Genomic DNA, 18701 nt, shown 5'->3' with positions numbered 1-18701 from the left:
GCGGCGAGCATACGCGCAGCCTCTACTATGCAGACGGCACAGGGTCCCAGGGCCCTAGGGAGGAAGCCCGGTGGGAATCCGGCGCGGTCCCGCCACTGTGAGTCCGCCGGCAACGGAGACAACGGACGAGTCAGGAACTCCCGCCACCCACGACCACCCGGGGCGAGGACACCCCGAGGAAGGCCCGGCACGCTGTGATCCTGCTGCTGTCGCACTCCGACACCGACCTGCTGAGCGCCCGCGCGGCCGGGGGCCCGGTCGCGTACCGGTTCGCCAACCCCGCCCGGCTCCTGCTGGACGACCTCCCCAACCTCCTCGACGGCGCCGACCTCGTCGTCGTACGCCTCCTCGGCGGCATCCGCGCCTGGGAGGACGGCCTTCAGACGCTGAGGGAGACCGGCAAGCCGCTGGTCGTGCTCACCGGCGAACAGGCCCCTGACGCCCAGCTGATGGAGACCTCCACCGTCCCCATCGGCATCGCGGCCGAGGCCCACGCCTACCTCGCCCACGGCGGCCCGGACAACCTGGAGCAGCTCGCCCGCTTCCTGTCCGACACGGTCCTCCTCACCGGCCACGGCTTCGAGCCGCCGGCCGCCGCGCCCACCTGGGGCCCCCTGGAGCGCGAGAACCGCACCACCACCGGCCCGACCGTCGCGGTGCTGTACTACCGCGCGCACCACATGAGCGGGAACACCGCGTTCGTCCACACCCTGTGCGACGCCATCGAGGACGCGGGCGGCCAGGCCCTCCCCCTCTACGTGGCGTCCCTGCGGGCCCCCGAGCCCGAGCTGCTGGACACCCTGCGCACCGCCGACGCCGTCATCACCACCGTCCTCGCCGCCGGCGGCACCAAGCCCGCCGAGGCGCAGGCGGGCGGCGACGACGAGTCCTGGGACGCGGGCGCGCTCGCCGCGCTCGACGTCCCCATCCTCCAGGCCCTGTGCCTGACAAGTCCGCGCTCCGCCTGGGAGGAGAACGACGAGGGGCTCTCGCCGCTCGACGCCGCCAGCCAGGTCGCGGTCCCCGAGTTCGACGGGCGCCTCATCACCGTGCCGTTCTCCTTCAAGGAGATCGACGCCGACGGCCTGCCCGCGTACGTCGCCGACGCCGAGCGCGCCGCGCGCGTCGCCGGGATCGCCGTACGCCACGCCCGCCTGCGCCACATCCCGAACGCCGACAAGCGCCTGGCGCTGGTCCTCTCCGCGTACCCCACCAAGCACTCCCGCATCGGCAACGCCGTCGGCCTCGACACCCCCGCCTCCGCCGTCGCGCTGCTGCGCCGCCTGCGCGAGGAGGGCTACGACTTCGGTACGGAGGAAGTCCCCGGCCTGGCCTCCGGCGACGGCGACGAGCTGATCTACGCGCTCATCGAGGCCGGCGGCCACGACCAGGAGTGGCTCACCGAGGAGCAGCTCGCCCGCAACCCGGTGCGCATCCCGGCCGCCGACTACAAGCGCTGGTACGCCACGCTCCCCGAGGAGCTGCGCGAGAGCGTCGAGCAGCACTGGGGCCCGCCGCCCGGCGAGATGTTCCTCGACCGCTCCCGCAACCCCGAGGGCGACATCGTCCTCGCCGCCCTGCGGCGTGGGAACCTCCTCATCCTCATCCAGCCGCCGCGCGGCTTCGGCGAGAACCCGATCGCGATCTACCACGACCCCGATCTGCCGCCGTCGCACCACTACCTGGCCGCCTACCGCTGGATCGCCACGTCCGAGGACGACGGCGGCTTCGGCGCGGACGCCATGGTCCACCTCGGCAAGCACGGCAACCTGGAGTGGCTGCCCGGCAAGAACGCCGGCCTGTCCGCCGCCTGCGGCCCGGACGCCGCCCTCGGCGACCTGCCGCTGATCTACCCGTTCCTGGTGAACGACCCGGGCGAGGGCACCCAGGCCAAGCGCCGCGCCCACGCCACGCTCATCGACCACCTGGTGCCGCCGATGGCGCGCGCCGAGTCGTACGGCGACATCACGCGCCTGGAGCAGCTGCTCGACGAGTACGCGCAGATCTCCGCCATGGACCCGGCCAAGCTGCCCGCCATCCGCGCCCAGATCTGGACGCTGATCCAGGCCGCCCGGCTCGACCACGACCTGGGCCTGGAGGACCGGCCGGACGACGACGGCTTCGACGACTTCCTGCTCCACGTCGACGGCTGGCTCTGCGAGGTCAAGGACGCGCAGATCCGCGACGGCCTGCACGTGCTGGGCGGCGCCCCGACCGGCCCCGAGCGCGTCAACCTGGTCCTCTCCATCCTCCGCGCCCGCCAGATCTGGGGCGGTACGCAGTCCCTGCCCGGCCTGCGCGAGGCCCTCGGGCTCGACGAGTCCGCCGCCACCCGCACCACCGCCGACGAGGCCGAGGCCACGGCCCGCGCCCTGGTCGAGGCGATGGAGGCCGCCGACTGGAACCCGGCCGCCGTGCCGTCGGTCGCCGAGGGCCACGGCCCGGACGTGGCGCGGATCCTCGACTTCGCCGCCCGCCAGGTCGTCCCGCGCCTCGCCGCCACCACCGACGAGCTCGACCACGCCGTCCACGCCCTCAACGGCGGCTTCGTCCCGGCCGGCCCCTCCGGTTCACCCCTCCGGGGCCTGGTCAACGTCCTGCCGACGGGCCGCAACTTCTACTCCGTCGACCCCAAGGCCGTCCCCTCCCGCCTCGCCTGGGAGACCGGCCAGGCGCTCGCCGACTCCCTCCTCCAGCGCTACCGCGCCGACAACGGCGACTGGCCCACCTCCGTCGGCCTGTCCCTGTGGGGTACGAGCGCGATGCGCACCGCCGGCGACGACGTCGCCGAGGCGCTCGCCCTCCTCGGCATCCGCCCCGTCTGGGACGACGCCTCGCGCCGCGTCACCGGCCTGGAGCCCATCCCGCTCGCCGAGCTGGGCCGCCCGCGTATCGACGTGACGCTGCGCATCTCCGGCTTCTTCCGGGACGCCTTCCCGCACACCATCGGCCTGCTGGACGACGCTGTGCGCCTCGCGGCCTCCCTCGACGAGCCGGCCGAGGACAACTTCGTCCGCGCCCACGCGCAGGCCGACCTCGCCGAGCACGGCGACGAACGCCGCGCCACCACCCGCATCTTCGGCTCCCGGCCGGGCACGTACGGCGCGGGCATCCTCCAGCTGATCGACTCGCGCGACTGGCGCACCGACGCGGACCTCGCCGAGGTGTACACGGTCTGGGGCGGTTACGCGTACGGGCGCGGCCTGGAGGGCAAGCCCGCCCGCACCGAGATGGAGACGGCGTACAAGCGCATCGCGGTGGCGGCCAAGAACACCGACACCCGCGAGCACGACATCGCGGACTCCGACGACTACTTCCAGTACCACGGCGGCATGGTCGCGACCGTCCGCGCGCTCAAGGGCACGGCCCCGGAGGCGTACATCGGCGACTCGACCCGCCCGGAGAGCGTCCGCACCCGCACGCTCGTCGAGGAGACCTCGCGCGTCTTCCGCGCCCGCGTGGTCAACCCGCGCTGGATCGAGGCGATGCGCCGCCACGGCTACAAGGGCGCGTTCGAGCTGGCGGCGACCGTCGACTACCTCTTCGGGTACGACGCCACGACCGGCGTCGTCGCCGACTGGATGTACGACAAGCTCACAGAGGCGTACGTCCTCGACCCGGAGAACCGCGCCTTCCTCCAGGAGGCCAACCCATGGGCCCTGCACGGCATCGCCGAGCGCCTCCTGGAGGCCGAGTCGCGCGGCATGTGGGCCAAGCCCGACCCGCAGGTCCTGGAGCAGCTGAAGCAGGTCTTCCTGGAGACCGAGGGCGAACTGGAGGACAAGTGAGCCAGGTGAGCCGCGGAGTCGAGCTCACGGTCTCCACCGAGGACGAGGAGCTGGACAAGCTCCTCGACCGGGAGCTGACGGCGTTCAACACGGCGGCCACCGGCGCCGACGACCACACCGAGGTGTACATCCGCGCCACGGACGCCGAGACCGGCGAGGTCGTCGGCGGGCTCACCGGCTGGACGTGGGGCGGCCTCGGCGCGGTCGACATGCTGTGGGTCCGCGAGGACCAGCGGGGCACCGGCCTCGGCAGCCGGCTGATGCGTGCCGCCGAGGACGAGGCGCGGCGGCGCGGCTGCGGCCGCATGACCGTCTCCTCGTACACCTTCCAGGCGCCGCCCTTCTACCGGCGCCTCGGGTACGTCGAGACGGGCCGCGTCCGGGGCGTCCCGGGCGGCCACGTGGACGTGTACTTCGAGAAGCCGCTGGAGCCGTCGGCGCCGGCCCCGCTGTTCCAGGTGGCGGTGGTGCTGGACTACCCGGCGGACGCCGTCGACGACGCCCTCGCCCACGAGGAGCGCACGCTCGCCCTGCTGCCCCGCCACGGCGGCCGGCTGGAGCGGCGGCTGCGCACGGCGGACGGCCGGTCGGAGGTGCACCTGCTGACCTTCCCGTCGGAGGACGCCTACCGCGCTTTCCTGGCGGACCCGGAGCGCACACCGGACGGGCGCGTCACGGCGCGGGTGCTGGAGGTCGGCGAGGTGTACGACTGAGCCGAGGTGTACGACGGGGCCGAGGAGTACGACCGATCCTCGGGCGGCTGCATCCTTCGATGTAGTGCCGGTTCGTCCGGTCTCACGACGATTCCGGCGGGCCGCGCCGGAACGATGGAACGCATGACCGACACACTGCGCGCTCCCGTACGGACCGGCACGAAACGGCTCGCCCTCCTCGACGTCCTGCGCGGAGCGGCCATCCTCGGCACCCTCATGACCAACGTGTGGGTCTTCACGACCCGCGGCTCCGAGTGGGGCGTGCTGCAGGGCGCCCTCGGCCAGGTGACGTTCGGGTCCTTCCCCGAGGCCGCCGAGGGGGTGTTCCGGCTGCTGGCGGACGGGAAGTTCCTGTCGCTGCTGACGATCCTCTTCGGGGCCGGGCTCGCCATCCAGTACGCCTCGGCGGCGCGGCGCGGGCAGCCGTGGCCGGGGCGGTACAAGTGGCGGGCGCTGTTCCTCTTCGCCGAGGGCACCGTGCACTTCGTGCTGGTCTTCGCGTGGGACGTGCTCATGGGGTACGCCGTGACCGCGCTGCTGGTGGCGTGGCTGCTGACGCGCTCCGAGCGGGCGCGGCGCCGTGTGATGTGGTGGGCGGCCGGCGTGCACCTGACGGTCATGGGGCTGCTGACGGCGGTGCTGGCCACCGCCGACAACGACCCGGGCAGCGGCGACGGGGTCTCCCCGGCCGTCGCGGAGCTGTACGCCCACGGCGGCTACCTCGACCAGGTCGCCTTCCGGCTGGAGAACGCCATCGTGCTGCGCCTGGAGCCGGGCTTGAGCTTCTTCCTGCTGCTGTTCCTCTTCCTGCTGGGCGTACGGCTCTTCCGGGCGGGCGCCTTCGGCGCGGACGAGGCGGCGCGGCGGCTGCGGGCGCGGCTGCTGGGCTGGGGCCTCGGGCTCGGTGTGCCGCTCAACGTGGTGGTGGCGCTGGCCGGCCCGGACTACTTCCTGCTGGGCCGGTACGGCGCGGCGCCGCTGATGGCCGTCGGCTACATCGGCCTGATCGGCGCGCTGGTGGACCGGGTGCGCCGCCCCGGGCCCCTGATGACCGGGCTGACCTCCGTGGGCCGGACCGCCCTGTCCGGCTACGTCCTGCAGAACCTGCTGTGCATGCTCGCCTCGTACGGCATCGGCCTCGGCCTGGCCGCCCGGCTGGGCGACACCTGGCGGCCGTGGTGGGTGATGGGCCTGTGGGCGGTGGTGTGCGCGGTGCTGATGGTGGCCTCCACGCTGTGGCTGCGCCGCTTTGCCAACGGGCCGCTGGAGTCGGTGCAGAAGTGGGCGCTGCGAAGGACCTAGGGGGACACCCCCTAACCCCCGAGGACGCGTACGGCGTCGACGATGAGGTCCCAGTAGGCGGGGACGTCCACGTCGACGCCGACGTACGCGTTGGGCGGGTCGCCCGTGACGCCGTCGAGGTCGACGACGGTCGCCCCGCGCGTGTGCGTGCCGGTGAGCTCGACGGCGACAGGCACGTGGACGAGCGTGATCAGGTCCGGGTCGATGAGGTGCGCGACGGTCAGCGGGTCGTGCAGCGGCGGGGCGGGGAAGCCGAAGACCGCGCGGTAGGTGCTGCCGAAGTACGTCAGCAGCTCGGTGCACAGGCGCGCGAGCGGTGTACCGAGGGCGTCGACGCGGGCGACGACGTCGGGGGTGGCGAGCGCCTTGTGGCTGACGTTCAGGCCGATCATGGTGACGGGCAGGCCGCTGCTGAAGACGATGTCGGCGGCCTCCGGGTCGGACAGGACGTTGAACTCGGCCGCCGGGGTCCTGTTGCCGCGCTCCGTCGACCCGCCCATCAGCACGATCCGCTCGATCCGCCCGCCCAGCTCGGGGTGGGCGAGCAGGAGCGCGGCGATGTTGCTGAGCGGGCCGGTCGGGACGAGCGTGACGGGCTCGGGGTGGGAGAGGATCGTGTCGCGGAGGAACGTCACGGCGTCCCTTCCGTCGACCGGCACGGTCGGCTCCCCGAACCCGGGCCCGTCGAGCCCCGACTCGCCGTGGATGTTCCCGGCGACGATCCCCCTGCCGTGCAGCGGCCCCGCCAGCCCGGCGGCGATGGGCACGCCCTCGATCCCGGCGGCGGTGCAGACGCGGCGGGCGTTGAGGGTGGTCTTCTCCACCGTCTGGTTCCCGGCGACGGTGGTGATGCCGAGCAGCCGGACCGCCGGGTGGGCGGCGGCGAGCATGATCGCGAAGGCGTCGTCGTGGCCGGGGTCGCAGTCCAGGATCACGGGGATGGGCATGGCGGCCTCCAGACGCGGGTGCGTACGGGACCACGCTCCCGCGTCCGGGGCCGCCGTGTCACGGACCCCGCGCGCCTGCGCCGCTCACTTCAGCGGCTTGCACACCTCGGTGACCGGCTTGGTGGAGCCGTCGGGGGTGTACGTGACCGTCTTGCCGTCGCGGTGGAAGGTCACCTTGTACTCGCGGTTGGTCTCGCCCGGCTTGTGGACGGCCTGGACGAAGTGCCCGGTGCCGTCGACGATGACCGCGCGGCCCTGGTCGATGATCACGAACGCGTTGCCCTTCTGCAGGCCGCAGAACGGCAGCCCCTTGACGCTGGTGATGGCCTCGCCGACGCGGTAGGTGGGCGACGGCGTGGGCGTGGGCGCGTACGGCCCCCCCGGGGCGGCGGCGGCCGGGGCGGCGAACGCGGCGCCGAGGGCGAGCGCGCCGGCGCAGGCGGTGGTGATCAGGTGGCGGGACACACGCATGGCATCGGCCCTTCCGTGGGGAGGCCCCCGAGCACGTCATGTGTAGCCCCTCCCGCAGATCATTACTCCATCGGAGTGTCGATCGGAGTGTCCACGCGTCTGCGTACCCACCACAGCGTCGCCGCCGCGAGGCACGCCGAGCCAACGAAGGTGAGCGGGAGGAAGAGGCGCGGGCCGTCGTCCCGTGCGGGGGCGGAGGCGGTGGCCGCGGTCTCGGCCCGGTCCTTCGGGGCGGCCGGGGCGCCGGCCGCCGCGGGGACCGCGGGCACCGCGGAGGCGTCGGGGCGCTGCTTCGCCGGCGGCAGCAGGGAGCCGACGGGGTGGGCGCGCGGGGCGGCGGCGAAGCCCCAGTCGAGGAGCTTGCGCGCCTCCTCGTAGACGGCGTACGCGCCGCCCGCGCGCGGGTTCATCACCGTGACGACGAGCGTGCGCCCGTCCCGGCGGGCGGCGGCGACCAGGGTGTGCCCGGCGCCGCTGGTGTAGCCGTTCTTCACGCCGAGGATGCCGGGGTAGCGGGCGACGCCGTCGTCCCCGGTGAGGAGCCGGTTGGTGTTGCGGATGCCGTACGACCAGCCGCGCGCCGGGAACTTCGCGTACGGCGTCGCGCAGTACCGGGCGAAGTCCGGGTCGCGCAGGCCCGCGCGGGCGAAGACGGCGAGGTCGTACGCGGACGAGACCTGGCCCGGCGCGTCGTAGCCGTCGGGGGAGACGACGCGGGTGTCGCGGGCGCCGAGCGCCTCGGCGGTGGCCTGCATCTCGCGGACGGTGGCCGCCCAGCCGCCGTTGAGGCCCGCCAGCACGCGCACGGCGTCGTTGCCGGAGCTGAGGAACACCCCGCGCCACAGGTCCGCCACCCGGTAGGTGGTCTCCTCCTGGATGCCGACCAGGCTGCTGCCGTCGCCGATCCCGGTCAGCTCGTGCCTGCTGACCGTGTGCGGCCGCTCCGGCGACAGCCCCGGCAGCGCGGCCAGGGCGAAGAGGACCTTGAGCGTGGAGGCGGGCGGCAGCCGCTTGTGCGCGTCGTGCGCGGCGAGCACCGCACCGCTGCGGGCGTCCGCGACCAGCCAGGAGCGGGCGCTCAGCACCGGCGGCCGGGCCACGCCGGGCGGCAGGCGCACCTGGGTGCCGGAGCGTTGCAGGACGGACGCGTCGACGGCCGCGGCGGGGCGCGGCGGGACGGGCTCCACCGGGAACGGCGGCGCGGAGGGCGGCAGGGCCGGAAGCAGGGAAGGCCCCAGGTAGAGGGCGGCGGCCGCGAGCGAGCTGACGATCATTCAGTCACGTTAAAAAGCTGCCGTCAGCCCCGCAGGGCGAGTGCGCCGTACGGACGACAGCGTGACCCGGCCGCATCAATCGACGCTGGGCGGGCACTGGGAAAGCTCGGGCACCCAACCGACCGGCACCCAACCGACCGGTACGGACCCGGCCGGCACCGAACCGACCGGGCACCCAGCCGACCGGACGAGCTCTCCCGGAGGGACGACATGCAAGCGGACGCGGTCCTGCGCGACAAGGTCTTCATGCGGCTGCTCCCGCAGACGGGCCAGGAGATCCCCGTACTGGCACACATGGCGTACGACCCCCAGGATCCCTACGCCGTCACCGTGAATTTCACGCACGGCGGCTGGACCTACGCCGAGTGGCGCCTCGACCGCGACATGCTGCGCGACGCGCTGGAGGGCGTGCGCGGCGGGGCGGTCGGCGAAGGGGACGTACGCGTGTGGCCGGAGGTGAACGGCACGCGCGAGGAGCTGTGCATCGAGCTGATGCACAGCGCGGTGTTCACCGTGTGGGCGCCGTCGCTGCGCGGCTTCCTGGACCGGACGTACGCGGCCGTGCCGGCGGGTGAGGAGCACGTCGAGCTGGACGCGTTCCTGGAAGAGGTGCTGAGCTCCGGCAGCCGGTGACCTCCTGACACCCTGGGGGCATGGGTGTCGTACGAGGTGAGGAGCTCGCCGTCGTCGGAGCGGTGGCGGCCGGCGGCGCGCTGGGGGCCGCCGCCCGGTACGGGGTGTCGCTGGCGTGGCCGACGCCGCCGGGCGGCTTCCCGTGGGCCACGCTGGGGGTCAACGGCGTGGGCTGCGCGCTCATCGGTGTCCTGATGGTGGTGATCACGGAGGGCGGCGTCCCGGCGTACCGGCTGGTGCGGCCGTTCCTCGGTACGGGCGTGCTGGGCGGGTTCACGACGTTCTCGACGTACGCCGTGGACGTCGAGCGGCTGCTGCGGCGCGGCGAGACCGCGACCGCGCTGTCCTACCTGGGGGCGACGGTGCTGGTGGCGCTCGCGGCGGTCTGGTCGGCGGCCCGGCTGACGCTCGGGGCGCTGGCGCGGAGGGCCCCGGCGCGGAGGGCGGCGCCGTGAACTGGCTTCTCGTGATCGTCGGCGGCGCCGTCGGCGCGCCGCTGCGGTACCTGACCGACCGGGCCGTGCGCGCCCGCCACGACGCGGTCTTCCCCTGGGGCACCTTCGCGGCCAACGTGACCGGCTGCCTGGTCCTCGGGCTGCTGACCGGCGCCGCGTCCCAGGTGCAGCTGCTGCTGGGGACGGGGCTGTGCGGGGCGCTGACGACGTACTCGACCTTCTCGTACGAGACGCTCCGGCTGGCCGAGACGGGCGCGAAGGGGTACGCGGTCGTCAACGTGGCGGCGAGCGTGGCGGCGGGCCTGGCGGCGGCGTTCGCGGGGGCGGCGCTGGTGCGGTGACCGCCGCTGTGGGGCGTTCGGCGCGCGCACTCGTGTGACGCCTGGTAAAAATGAGGCAAGGCTTGCCTAACTCCGGCCGCCTGCTTGTGTCCGTCTGCCCGCCCGAGGACGCGTATGCCCGCCACCGCCGTACTGCCGCAGCGCCTCGCCCTGGCCCCGGTCGCCGACGCGTACCGCCGGATGGCCGCCGCCTCGCCGTACCTGCGGATGGAGGTCGCCGAGCGGCCCGGCCCGGGCGGCGACTGGGTCCGCGCCCGGCGGCTCGCCGAGGACCCCGACGCCGTGGCGACCCTCGTCGCGGCCGAGGAGCGGCGCATCCGCGAGACCTACGGCGTACGGCCCCGCCCCGACGTCGCGCCCACCTGGGTGCTGCACCGGTACGCCTTCACCGCCGCGCTCGCCATGAGCGGCCCCTGGTACCTGGAGCGCCGGGTGCCGCTCCTGGCGGCCGACGGCGTGACGTACGGCTGGCGGACGCGCCGGCTCGTGGTGGCGCCGGGGACGGAGACCGTCGCCGCCTCGGCCGGGGCCGTCCTGGAGGCCGAGCTGCGCGCGGCGGTGGCCGCGCACCTGGCCCCGGTGCTGGAGGCGTTCCAGCCGCTCGTGCGGCGCGGCGAGCGCGGCATGTGGGCCCTGGTCACCGACGCGCTGGCGCAGGGCCTGTGGCACCTGGGGCGCGGGCTCGGCGACCCCTGGGCCGCGGCGCGCGCCGCCGACGCCCTGCTCCCCGGCGGCACGGCCCCGCTCCCCGGCGCGGCCGCCTTCCGGCCGGACCCGGCCCCGGAGGCGGGCGGCGAGCCGACGCGCACCCGGGTGAGCTGCTGCCTGCTGTACACGGTGCGGCCCGAGGAGGTCTGCGCGACCTGCCCGCGGCGCATGCGCCGAACCTCCGTGTAGGGCTCAGACCAGCGGGAACGCCGCCGCCGTCGCCGCGCCCAGGCTCGCGCCCGCCACGGTCTGGGCGACCGTGTGGTACCCCAGCGCCACGCGGGACCAGCACACGGCGGTCGTCAGGGCGTAGGCCAGAAGCCACCAGGGGGAGTGGACCGCGGAGAGCAGGGCCACGACCGCCGAGGCGACGGCGGAGTCGACGGAGATCTTCCAGACGGTGTTGACCGCCAGCAGGCCCACCGTCATCGCCCACAGCGCCAGCATCGCGACGAGGATGCCGGTCGGCGCGTGGCCCACCGTCATGATCAGCGAACCGGCTCCGATGGAGCCGAGGATCACGAAGAAGATCGGCGCCCGCTTGGTCCGGTCGACGACGTGCCGGTCGCCCCAGGTGCCGCGCCCCCGCTCCCACTCGATGTACCCGGCCGGGACCAGGCCCGCGCAGAGGGCGCCGAGCAGGCCCCACAGCAGGCCGCTCCAGTGGCCCGCGGACGCGTAGCCGATGGCCGTCATGCCGACCAGCAGGACGTTGCGAGGCTGGAGGACGTCCGTGACGGTACGGGCCACCGCCTGCCGCTCGATCGGTTCCGTCGTGCTCACGCGCGCTCCCCCGCCGGTTCCAGGAGCCGGGCCGCCCGCTGCCCGTCGACCGTCCGGTACGCCGCCGCGACGCACACCAGCCACGCCACCTCGTCGTCCTGGTCGGCGGCGTGCTTCGCCTCGATGGCCGCGGCCTTCCCGGCGGGCGCGCCGCCCGCCTTCGCGGCGAGGGCCGCCTTGATCCAGTACGCGTCCGCCAGCGGGCCCGGCTCACCGCCCGCCGCGTCGCGCGCCGCGTCGACCAGGCCGTCGGGGACGTAGTGCCGCAGCTTCTCCACGGCGTCCGCGATGTCGGCGGCCCAGCGGTCCACCCGCAGGTCGGACGGGGTGCCGAAGCGGGTCAGCTCGCGCGCGAGCGAGGCCGGCGGTTCGAAGGGCTGGTCGGGGAAGGCGACCATCAACTCCCGCCACAGCGGGTGCAGTCTCGCCTGCGCCCGCCACAGCTTCACGCGCCGCCACCCCTTGCTGAACGCGGGGATGGACGCGCCGACCGCGAAGAAGGCGAAGAGCACGACCTGCGCGAGCTCCGTCACCTTGTCGAAGGTCTGCGCGAAGGTGTGGCTCGGCTGCTCGACGACGCTGATCCACAGGAACAGCGTCCGGCTGACGGTGTAGCCGACGCCGATGAACATGGCGAACGTCATCATGCCGAGCCCGACCCGCAGATGGCGCAGCGTGGCGCCCGCGGTCGCCAGGGCCCACTGGTACGCGCAGACGGCGGACGCCGCGCCCAGGTAGAGGTAGAAGACGCTCATGTAGAGCGTGGCGCCCCACTGCCCGGCGTGGTCGGAGACGAAGCGGTCGGAGGGGACGGACCGGTCCACGACGGTGAAGAAGAGCACGGTCAGCAGGACCAGCGTGGCGACGGACGCCTTCGCCGCCACGTGCTGCACCATCCGCGCGAACCGCACGTGCCGCGGCACGGCCCCGCCCTCCGGGTAGTGGCCGTAGATGGCGACGATGTAGCTGAGGATGGCGAGGATCGCGATGGTCGCCGTGTAGTGCTTGATGAGGACGGCGAGGTCGACGACCGGGCTGTTGTTCAGGCCGATGCGTACGGCGTGGGTCTTGGTCCACAGGGCGGCGGCGAACCCGGCGTAGCACCCCCACAGGGCGCGGCGGCGCTTGTCCTCCTCGTCGCCCCACAGGGCGGCGGGCATGCGCCACAGCGCGACGGCGGTCATCAGCCCGGCTATGAGGTAGCCGGCGATGTCGAGGGCGGTCACGAGGAGTCCTTCACGACGGGTCCTTCACGGCGAGTCCTTCTTGGGGGTGCGGGGGGTACGGCGGAAGAGGCCGCGCCGCCGGTGGGCGACGGGCCGGGAGAGCGAGTTCGCGAGGCGCCCCACCATGTCGTCGCTCGTCACGTCCCGCGCCATGCGGGGGATGAGCGAGGCGCCGAACTCGGCCACCCGCTCGTCATGGGTGTCGTACTGCGCGCGCGCCTGCACGGTGGCGCCCGCGTCGAGGACGCGCGCGATCAGCGACGTGTCGAAGACGGGGAGGAGACGGCGCAGCTGCTCGGCGTCGAGGGTGGTGCCGTGGTCGAACCACTCGTGGCACAGCTCGTGCAGGATGACGTGTTGCGTCTGGTACGCGGTGGGGCGGCGGCGGTAGAGGACGAAGCTGGTGTTCCCGGAGGTGAGGCGCAGCCCGCAGGCGGCGTTGACGCGGGCGAGGCGGTCGGGCAGTTCGCGCAGCACGATGGTGCGGCCCCGGGCCGCCTCCATGTTGGCGACGAGCGCCTCGATGGTGAAGGGGGCGGGAATGGGCAGGTCCGCCAGACCGGCTTCGCACTCTTTGCGCAGTTTGCGCAGGGACATGGATGCTGCCTCTTACGTCCGTCCGACTGTCCACGCGCCGGGGTCACGCGTGCGTGTGACATGCGGTCGGCGAGTTTACCGGCCCGGCTCGTCGCCCCCGTCCTCCTTCTTCTTCGTCTCCTCCAGGAGGGAGAGCGCGAACTCCAGGAGTTCCGCCGGGATTCCGTCCTCGTCGTTGCCGCGCGCCGCCACGCCGCTGATCTCGCCGGTGCGGCGCTTGGCGAGGAACTGCAGTCCGGCGACGACGTCGTCCACGACCTCGGACTCGTCCTTGAAGAAGCGCCAGTCCACGCCGAAGCCGAGGCCCAGGGCCTTGAGGATGTCCTCGGAGGGGTGAGTGACCTTCCCGGCCAGGATGTTGGAGAAGTAACTGTGCGACAGGGAACCGCCGCGCTGTTTGACGAGGTCCGCGAAGAAGCGCCCCGAGACCTTCTGGCCGGGGAAGGTCTTCTCGACCATGTACTCGACCTTCTGCTGCAACGTCCGTAGCTCGGGCGTGCGTTCTTCGCCGTTGGTCATCCGGGTCCCCACGTTGCGCGATAGTCGAGTGCGGTCAACGGGCTCGTACTGTAACCGACCCGGAACGTTGGCGTCTTTGCATCAGCGACAAAGTGGAGCATCTTGCTTCCGCGTCGGATTCGGACTTGCGCAAGCACTCTACGTCACTGTTAACTCGAAAAAACACGGGCGGGGGGCCGCGAGGGGAGTCCCTTGCCCGTGTTGACCGCTGCGCGCGTCGCCGGGACCGGGGGAATGTGCCCGGTACAAGGATGTAGCCCTTCGCGACGGGGGATGCACGAAGGGCTACCTCGGCATTATGACACCTCGTCATGCGCGGAGGACAGGCGCCCCGGCGGACAATTAGCGGCCGTTTACCTTCCGCCCCGGCGCGCGGCCCGGCGGATGCCTCGTTAGCGTGACAAAAGGGACCACGTTCGAGGTGTCGAGCCGGAGAGAGACCAAGACCATGGCGGTACTACCTGAAGGCACCCCCTGCTGGGCGGACGCGATGTTCACCGACCTGGAGGGCGCGAAGAGTTTCTACGGTGACGTGCTGGGCTGGACGTTCGCCGAGGCGTCGTCGGAGTTCGGCAACTACACGGAGGCGTACGCGGACGGGAAGGCCGTCGCCGCCGTCGTACCGCCCATGCCGGGGCAGGAGGGCCAGCCGGCCCCGTCGGCGTGGTGCCTGTACTTCGCGTCGCCGGACGCCGAGGCCACCGCGCGCAAGATCCGCGACAGCGGCGGCGAGGTGCTGATGGGGCCGATGGAGGTGGGCGACTTCGGCACGATGGTGCTGGCCCGCGACCCCGGCGGCGTCGTCTTCGGCGTCTGGCAGGCGGGCGTCCACGAGGGCTTCGCCGCGCGGGGCGTGCGCGGCGCGTACTGCTGGGCGGAGGTCTTCACGCGCGATCCGGAGAAGGCCGACGCCTTCTTCGCCTCCGTCTTCCCGTACCGGGTCAAGAGGATGGAGGCGCCCGAGGAGATCGACTTCGTCGTCTTCGACGTCGGCGACGACACCGTGCTCGGCCGGATGCGGATGACGAGCGACTTCCCGCCGGAGGTCCCGCCGTACATCAACGTGTACTTCGCCGTCGACGACTGCGACGCGACGGTGGAGAAGGCGACCGCGCGCGGCGGGGTGCTGCGGTGGGGGCCGATGGACACGCCGTTCGGGCGGTTCGCGTCGCTGACCGACCCGCAGGGCGCGGCGTTCTCCGTCATCGACATGGAGCGGACCGAAGGCGAGATGCCGCGGATGACCGAGGTCTCCTGACACACCGGACCGTGCAGCCGGACCGTGCAGCCGGTCCGTGCAGCCGGTCCGTGCACCCGGCCCGGGGTCAGTCCTCCGCGGCGCCGGCTTCCGGCGCGCCGGGTGTCATCGTCACCTGGCCCGGGGTCGTACCGCCGGAGCTGTCGTCGGGCGAGAACAGCGCCATGCCGGCCAGGACGGCCGCGACGAACGCCACCGCGCCCGCGATGGCGCTCGCCACCCGGGGCCGCCGGCTGACGAACGCCCGCGCCTCGCCGAGCCGCTGCGGCGCGGGCGCGGCCCGGCGCCCCCGACCACCGCCGGGGCTGTTCCTGGGCAGCGCGTACGTGGTCGGCGCCTGCGCCGCGGCAGGGGCCGGAGCCGGCATGGGGGAGGACGCGGGCAGGGGCGCCGGCATGGGCGCGGGTCTCTGCGCACGTCCCGGTGCCGGTCCCCGCGCCGGGGCGGGAGCCGGTCCCGGCATCGGCGCGGGCGCGGGCATCGGCTGCGCGCGGACCTGCCAGGCGCCCGAGCCGAACCAGTCCGCGACCTGTTGCGCCGAGGGCCGCTCCTCCGGCTGCTTGGCCAGCATCCCCAGCAGGTACGCCTCGAAGGCGGGCGGCACGTCCGCGCCCAGCCCGCGCGGCGGCACCGGGGGCGTGTCGATGTGCTGGTAGAGCGTGGCGGTGGCCGTGTCCGCCTGGAACGGCGGGCGGCCCGTCACCAGCTGGTAGAGGACGCAGCCCAGCGAGTACACGTCGGACGCCGGGCCCGCCGGGCGCCCCAGCGCCCGCTCCGGAGCCAGGTAGAGGCTCGTGCCGACGATCTGCCCCGCCGTCGTGAGCGCGGCCGCCGGGTCGTCGACGAACCGGGCGATGCCGAAGTCGCCGAGCTTGACCGTGCCGTCCACGTCGGACATCAGGTTGCCGGGCTTGATGTCCCGGTGGACGATGCCCTGCCGGTGCGCAACGGCCAGGCCCGCCGCCGTCTGCGCGGCGATGGCCGCCACGCGCGGCGCCCGCAGCCGGCCCTCGGCGGCCAGCTCCTGCGCGAGGCTGCGGCCCTCGACGTACTCCATCACCAGATAGAAGCGGCCTTCCCAGGCCCCGAAGTCGAAGACGGCGACCACATGGGGGTGGCTGAGCCGGGCCGCCGTCTGGCCCTCCAGCCGGAAGCGGGCCGCCGCCTGCGAGTCGGCGTCGTCCCCGAGCATCAGCTTGACGGCCACCGGCCTGCCGAGCACCTCGTCCGTGGCCCGCCAGACCTCGCCCATTGCGCCACGGCCGATGGCTGACTCCAACCGGTACCGATCCGCCACCAGCACGTGCGCACCAACCTCTATCCCGATCAAACCCGATCGACCCTGGGAGCAGGGTACCGACCCGGGAGATGAGGGTCGGTCAGCAAGGTCGCCGTACCGAGCCGTTGCCGGTGCCGGTCGTGCTGGTCCATCGCGGTGCACCGGCCGCACGAACAGCGCAACCCGGGGCCGCCCCGCTTTCGGGGCTCCGGCATATGACGAACGCTGATGCCGTGACGGACGCCGCCCGGCCCAGACCCACCACGCGCGCCAGACCGCTGCTGTTCGCGGCCGGAGCCCTGCTCCTGGTGGCGCACGCGAGCGGGTGGCCCCTGGCGTCGCGGCCCCCGCGGGCGGCCGCGGACGGGGTGGGCAAGCACGCCCTCACGCTGTCGGTGACCGTCAACAAGCACCCGGTGCCGGAGGCGGAGCGCATCGGCATCCGGGTCGGCCACGTGGTGGTCAAGCGGTACCGGGTGACCAACCGCTCCGGTGCCGACCTGCACCGGGTGACCGTCCACGACCCCGCCGTACCGGCGGGCGCGGTCCGCTGTCCGGGCGGGCAGGGCTTCTGGATGCGCGGGCTGACGTCCGTCACCTGCATCTCGCGCGTGCCGGCCCTGCCGGGGCGGCACGCCTCCACCGTGCGCGCCCGCGCGCAGGTGCCGTCGGTGGGGATGCGCGTCGAGGCGTCCGCCGCGGCCGCCTACCAGGGGGTCGGCGGGGCGCTGACCCTCGCCGTCGGCGTCGCGGTACGGGACACGGGTACGGGGCCACCGGGCGCGGTCGTCCGCTACACCATCACGAACCCCGGCAACCGGACCGTGTACGGCGCCCGCCTCACCGACGCGGCGCTCGGCAACCCGCCGGTGAGCTGCGGGGGCCGCCCTGCCCTGCCGGAGACGCTGCCGCCGGGGGGCGTCGCGGTGTGCGTGGCGCGGCTGGAGGGGCTGCGGCCCGGTACGTACCGGAGCGCGCCCGAGGTGCGGGGCAGCGACCGGCTGTTCACGCTGGGCCCGACGTGCGAGCGGCCGGTCCCGCCGCCGACGCTGGTGGCCCGTGCGGTGGCTCCGTTCACGGTACGGGCCCCCCGGCCCCGCCCGGTCCCGCCCGCGCCGGGTCCGCCGGGTGTGCCGGGTCCGCCGGGGCCTGCTCCGGGAGCGCCTGGGGTGCCGGGGGTTCCCGGTGTTCCGGGGGTGCCTGGGGTGCCTGGAGTGCCCGGGGTGCCTCTGCCTCCTGGTGTGGTGCCGGTTCCGGTGCCGGGAGCGCCGCCGCTGCCGCCGGGGGTACTGCTGCCGCCGGGAATCGCGGGGCTGGTGCCGGGGGTGGCGGGTGCGGCGGGTGTTCCGGCTGTGCCGGGGGCTGCCGCTGGCGGGGCCGGGGCGGCCGCGGGCGTGGTGGCGGCCGCCGGCACGGGGGTCGGTGCCCTCGCCGGTGCGACGGGCGCCGCCGCCGGTGCCGCCGCTGCCACGGGCGCGGGCTTCGGAGCGGCCGCACTCGCCGCTGCGGCTGCGGCTGCGGCTGCGGGCGAGGGCGCGGGGGCGGGGGCTGCGGGCGCTGCGGGTGCGGGTGCTGCGGGCGCCGGGGCTGCAGGTGCTGCGGGTGCGGGTGCTGCGGGCGCGGGTGCCGCTGTGCCGGGAGCCGCTGCGGTACCCGGCGAGGCGGCGGCTGCCGCACCGGGAGCGGCCGTGCCACCAGGTGCGGCCGTACCTCCGGGTGCGGCCGTGCCACCGGGTGCGGCGGTCCCTCCAGGTGCGGCGGTTCCGCCTGGGGCAGCCGTCCCGCCGGGGGCAGCGGTGCCGCCCGGCGCGGCCGTACCGCCCGGAACCGCCGTCGCCCCCGGAGCCGTACCGCCGGGGGCAGCGGTGCCGCCCGGCGCGGCGGTACCTCCGGGTGCGGCGGTTCCGCCCGGCGCGGCCGTACCGCCGGGAGCAGCGGTCCCGCCCGGTGCGGCCGTACCACCGGGAGCAGCGGTCCCGCCCGGCCTCACACAGCAACAGCAGCAACAGCAGCAACAACAGGCAGAACAGCAACAGCAGCAGCAACAACAGCAACAGCAACAGCAGCAGCAACAACAGCAGCAGCAACAACAGCAACAGCAACAGCAGCAGCAACAACAGCAACAACAACAGCAGCAGCAACAACAGCAGGCGGACCAGCAACAGGACCAGCAACAGGACCAGCAACAGAACCAGCAACAGGAGCAGCGACAGCCTCCGGGGCAGCGGACCCAGCCGTCCACCGAGCGGGGGCTCATCGCGCGCGCCGGGGCGCTGCTGGCCGAGGACGAGGAGACGAGCCTCGCCGTGTTCCTGTTCCTGCTCTTCCTGCCCGTGGCGATCGTCGCCGTGATGGCGGGCCGGCGCCTGTGAGAGCGAGCGAGGAAACCGAAGAAACCGAGGAAGCC

At 74.0% G+C, this 18701-nt stretch carries 17 protein-coding genes and 1 riboswitch; of the genes, 9 read left to right on the top strand and 8 right to left on the bottom strand.

All coding sequences use genetic code 11. The features are described from left to right. Positions 1 to 23: 23 nt before the first annotated feature. Positions 24 to 159, top strand: a riboswitch (cobalamin riboswitch). A gap of 35 nt (positions 160 to 194) precedes the next feature. The 3 genes from cobN (at position 195) to ABZX67_RS24675 (ending at position 5803) form a co-directional block, all read left to right on the top strand. Continuing rightward, the gene (gene cobN / locus ABZX67_RS24685; protein ID WP_355363702.1) at positions 195 to 3788 is read left to right on the top strand and encodes a cobaltochelatase subunit CobN; all 3594 of its coding nucleotides are present in this window, start codon (positions 195 to 197) and stop codon (positions 3786 to 3788) included. Then, positions 3785 to 4501 carry a GNAT family N-acetyltransferase gene (locus ABZX67_RS24680; RefSeq protein ID WP_355363700.1) on the top strand — a complete coding sequence of 239 codons (717 nt, stop codon included), beginning with the start codon at positions 3785 to 3787 and terminating at the stop codon, positions 4499 to 4501. Before cobN ends, ABZX67_RS24680 begins: the two co-directional genes overlap by 4 nt. A 123-nt stretch (positions 4502 to 4624) precedes the next feature. Next, positions 4625 to 5803, top strand: coding sequence for a DUF418 domain-containing protein (locus ABZX67_RS24675; RefSeq protein WP_355363698.1), 1179 nt, complete (start codon positions 4625 to 4627; stop codon positions 5801 to 5803). An 11-nt stretch (positions 5804 to 5814) separates the two neighbouring features. Here ABZX67_RS24675 and ABZX67_RS24670 read toward each other — a convergent pair whose 3' ends face one another. From ABZX67_RS24670 to ABZX67_RS24660, 3 genes are all read right to left on the bottom strand, one after another. Next, positions 5815 to 6750 carry a nucleoside hydrolase gene (locus ABZX67_RS24670; RefSeq protein ID WP_355363696.1) on the bottom strand — a complete coding sequence of 312 codons (936 nt, stop codon included), beginning with the start codon at positions 6748 to 6750 and terminating at the stop codon, positions 5815 to 5817. Positions 6751 to 6834: 84 nt separating this feature from the next. Next, on the bottom strand, positions 6835 to 7221 hold the full coding sequence (locus ABZX67_RS24665; protein ID WP_355363694.1) for a hypothetical protein: 387 nt from the start codon (positions 7219 to 7221) through the stop codon (positions 6835 to 6837). Between the two features lie 62 nt (positions 7222 to 7283). Further along, entirely contained in the window at positions 7284 to 8495 is a 1212-nt protein-coding gene (locus tag ABZX67_RS24660) for a serine hydrolase (protein WP_355363692.1), read from the bottom strand. A gap of 210 nt (positions 8496 to 8705) precedes the next feature. Here ABZX67_RS24660 and ABZX67_RS24655 point away from each other — a divergent pair, with 210 nt between their 5' ends. The 4 genes from ABZX67_RS24655 to ABZX67_RS24640 all read left to right on the top strand — a co-directional run bounded on the left by ABZX67_RS24655 (position 8706) and on the right by ABZX67_RS24640 (position 10821). Continuing rightward, complete coding sequence (locus ABZX67_RS24655) at positions 8706 to 9128, top strand: SsgA family sporulation/cell division regulator (protein WP_355363690.1); 423 nt, start codon at positions 8706 to 8708, stop codon at positions 9126 to 9128. A 20-nt stretch (positions 9129 to 9148) separates the two neighbouring features. Next, entirely contained in the window at positions 9149 to 9583 is a 435-nt protein-coding gene (locus ABZX67_RS24650) for a CrcB family protein (protein ID WP_355363688.1), read from the top strand. Beyond that, positions 9580 to 9924, top strand: a complete 345-nt coding sequence (gene crcB, locus ABZX67_RS24645; RefSeq protein ID WP_355363686.1) for a fluoride efflux transporter CrcB — start codon at positions 9580 to 9582, stop codon at positions 9922 to 9924. Before ABZX67_RS24650 ends, crcB begins: the two co-directional genes overlap by 4 nt. A 114-nt stretch (positions 9925 to 10038) precedes the next feature. Next, the gene (locus ABZX67_RS24640) at positions 10039 to 10821 is read left to right on the top strand and encodes a (2Fe-2S)-binding protein (RefSeq protein ID WP_355363684.1); all 783 of its coding nucleotides are present in this window, start codon (positions 10039 to 10041) and stop codon (positions 10819 to 10821) included. Between the two features lie 3 nt (positions 10822 to 10824). On the opposite strand, the gene ABZX67_RS24635 is transcribed toward ABZX67_RS24640, so the two are convergent. The 4 genes from ABZX67_RS24635 to ABZX67_RS24620 form a co-directional block, all read right to left on the bottom strand. Beyond that, complete coding sequence (locus ABZX67_RS24635; RefSeq protein ID WP_355363682.1) at positions 10825 to 11415, bottom strand: hypothetical protein; 591 nt, start codon at positions 11413 to 11415, stop codon at positions 10825 to 10827. Then, positions 11412 to 12641 carry an MAB_1171c family putative transporter gene (locus ABZX67_RS24630; RefSeq protein WP_355363680.1) on the bottom strand — a complete coding sequence of 410 codons (1230 nt, stop codon included), beginning with the start codon at positions 12639 to 12641 and terminating at the stop codon, positions 11412 to 11414. Before ABZX67_RS24630 ends, ABZX67_RS24635 begins: the two co-directional genes overlap by 4 nt. Positions 12642 to 12665: 24 nt before the next feature. After that, on the bottom strand, positions 12666 to 13238 hold the full coding sequence (locus ABZX67_RS24625; protein WP_355363678.1) for a toxin: 573 nt from the start codon (positions 13236 to 13238) through the stop codon (positions 12666 to 12668). A gap of 75 nt (positions 13239 to 13313) precedes the next feature. After that, entirely contained in the window at positions 13314 to 13757 is a 444-nt protein-coding gene (locus ABZX67_RS24620; RefSeq protein WP_355363676.1) for a hypothetical protein, read from the bottom strand. 448 nt (positions 13758 to 14205) lie between these two features. Here ABZX67_RS24620 and ABZX67_RS24615 point away from each other — a divergent pair, with 448 nt between their 5' ends. Further along, positions 14206 to 15015: a VOC family protein gene (locus ABZX67_RS24615; protein WP_355363674.1), complete on the top strand. Its 810-nt coding sequence runs from the start codon at positions 14206 to 14208 to the stop codon at positions 15013 to 15015. Positions 15016 to 15082: 67 nt separating this feature from the next. Here the strand turns inward: ABZX67_RS24615 and ABZX67_RS24610 are convergent, their stop codons facing one another. Then, entirely contained in the window at positions 15083 to 16318 is a 1236-nt protein-coding gene (locus ABZX67_RS24610) for a serine/threonine-protein kinase (RefSeq protein WP_355363672.1), read from the bottom strand. A gap of 209 nt (positions 16319 to 16527) precedes the next feature. On the opposite strand from ABZX67_RS24610, the gene ABZX67_RS24605 reads away from it, so the two are divergent. Then, complete coding sequence (locus ABZX67_RS24605; RefSeq protein WP_355363670.1) at positions 16528 to 18666, top strand: hypothetical protein; 2139 nt, start codon at positions 16528 to 16530, stop codon at positions 18664 to 18666. Positions 18667 to 18701: the final 35 nt, after the last annotated feature.

The sequence above is a fragment of the Streptomyces sp. NPDC003036 genome (assembly GCF_040611175.1).
Lineage (GTDB): Bacteria > Actinomycetota > Actinomycetes > Streptomycetales > Streptomycetaceae > Streptomyces.
Note: the sequence above shows the minus strand (reverse complement) of the source record. Positions and strands in the feature narration are given on the sequence as shown.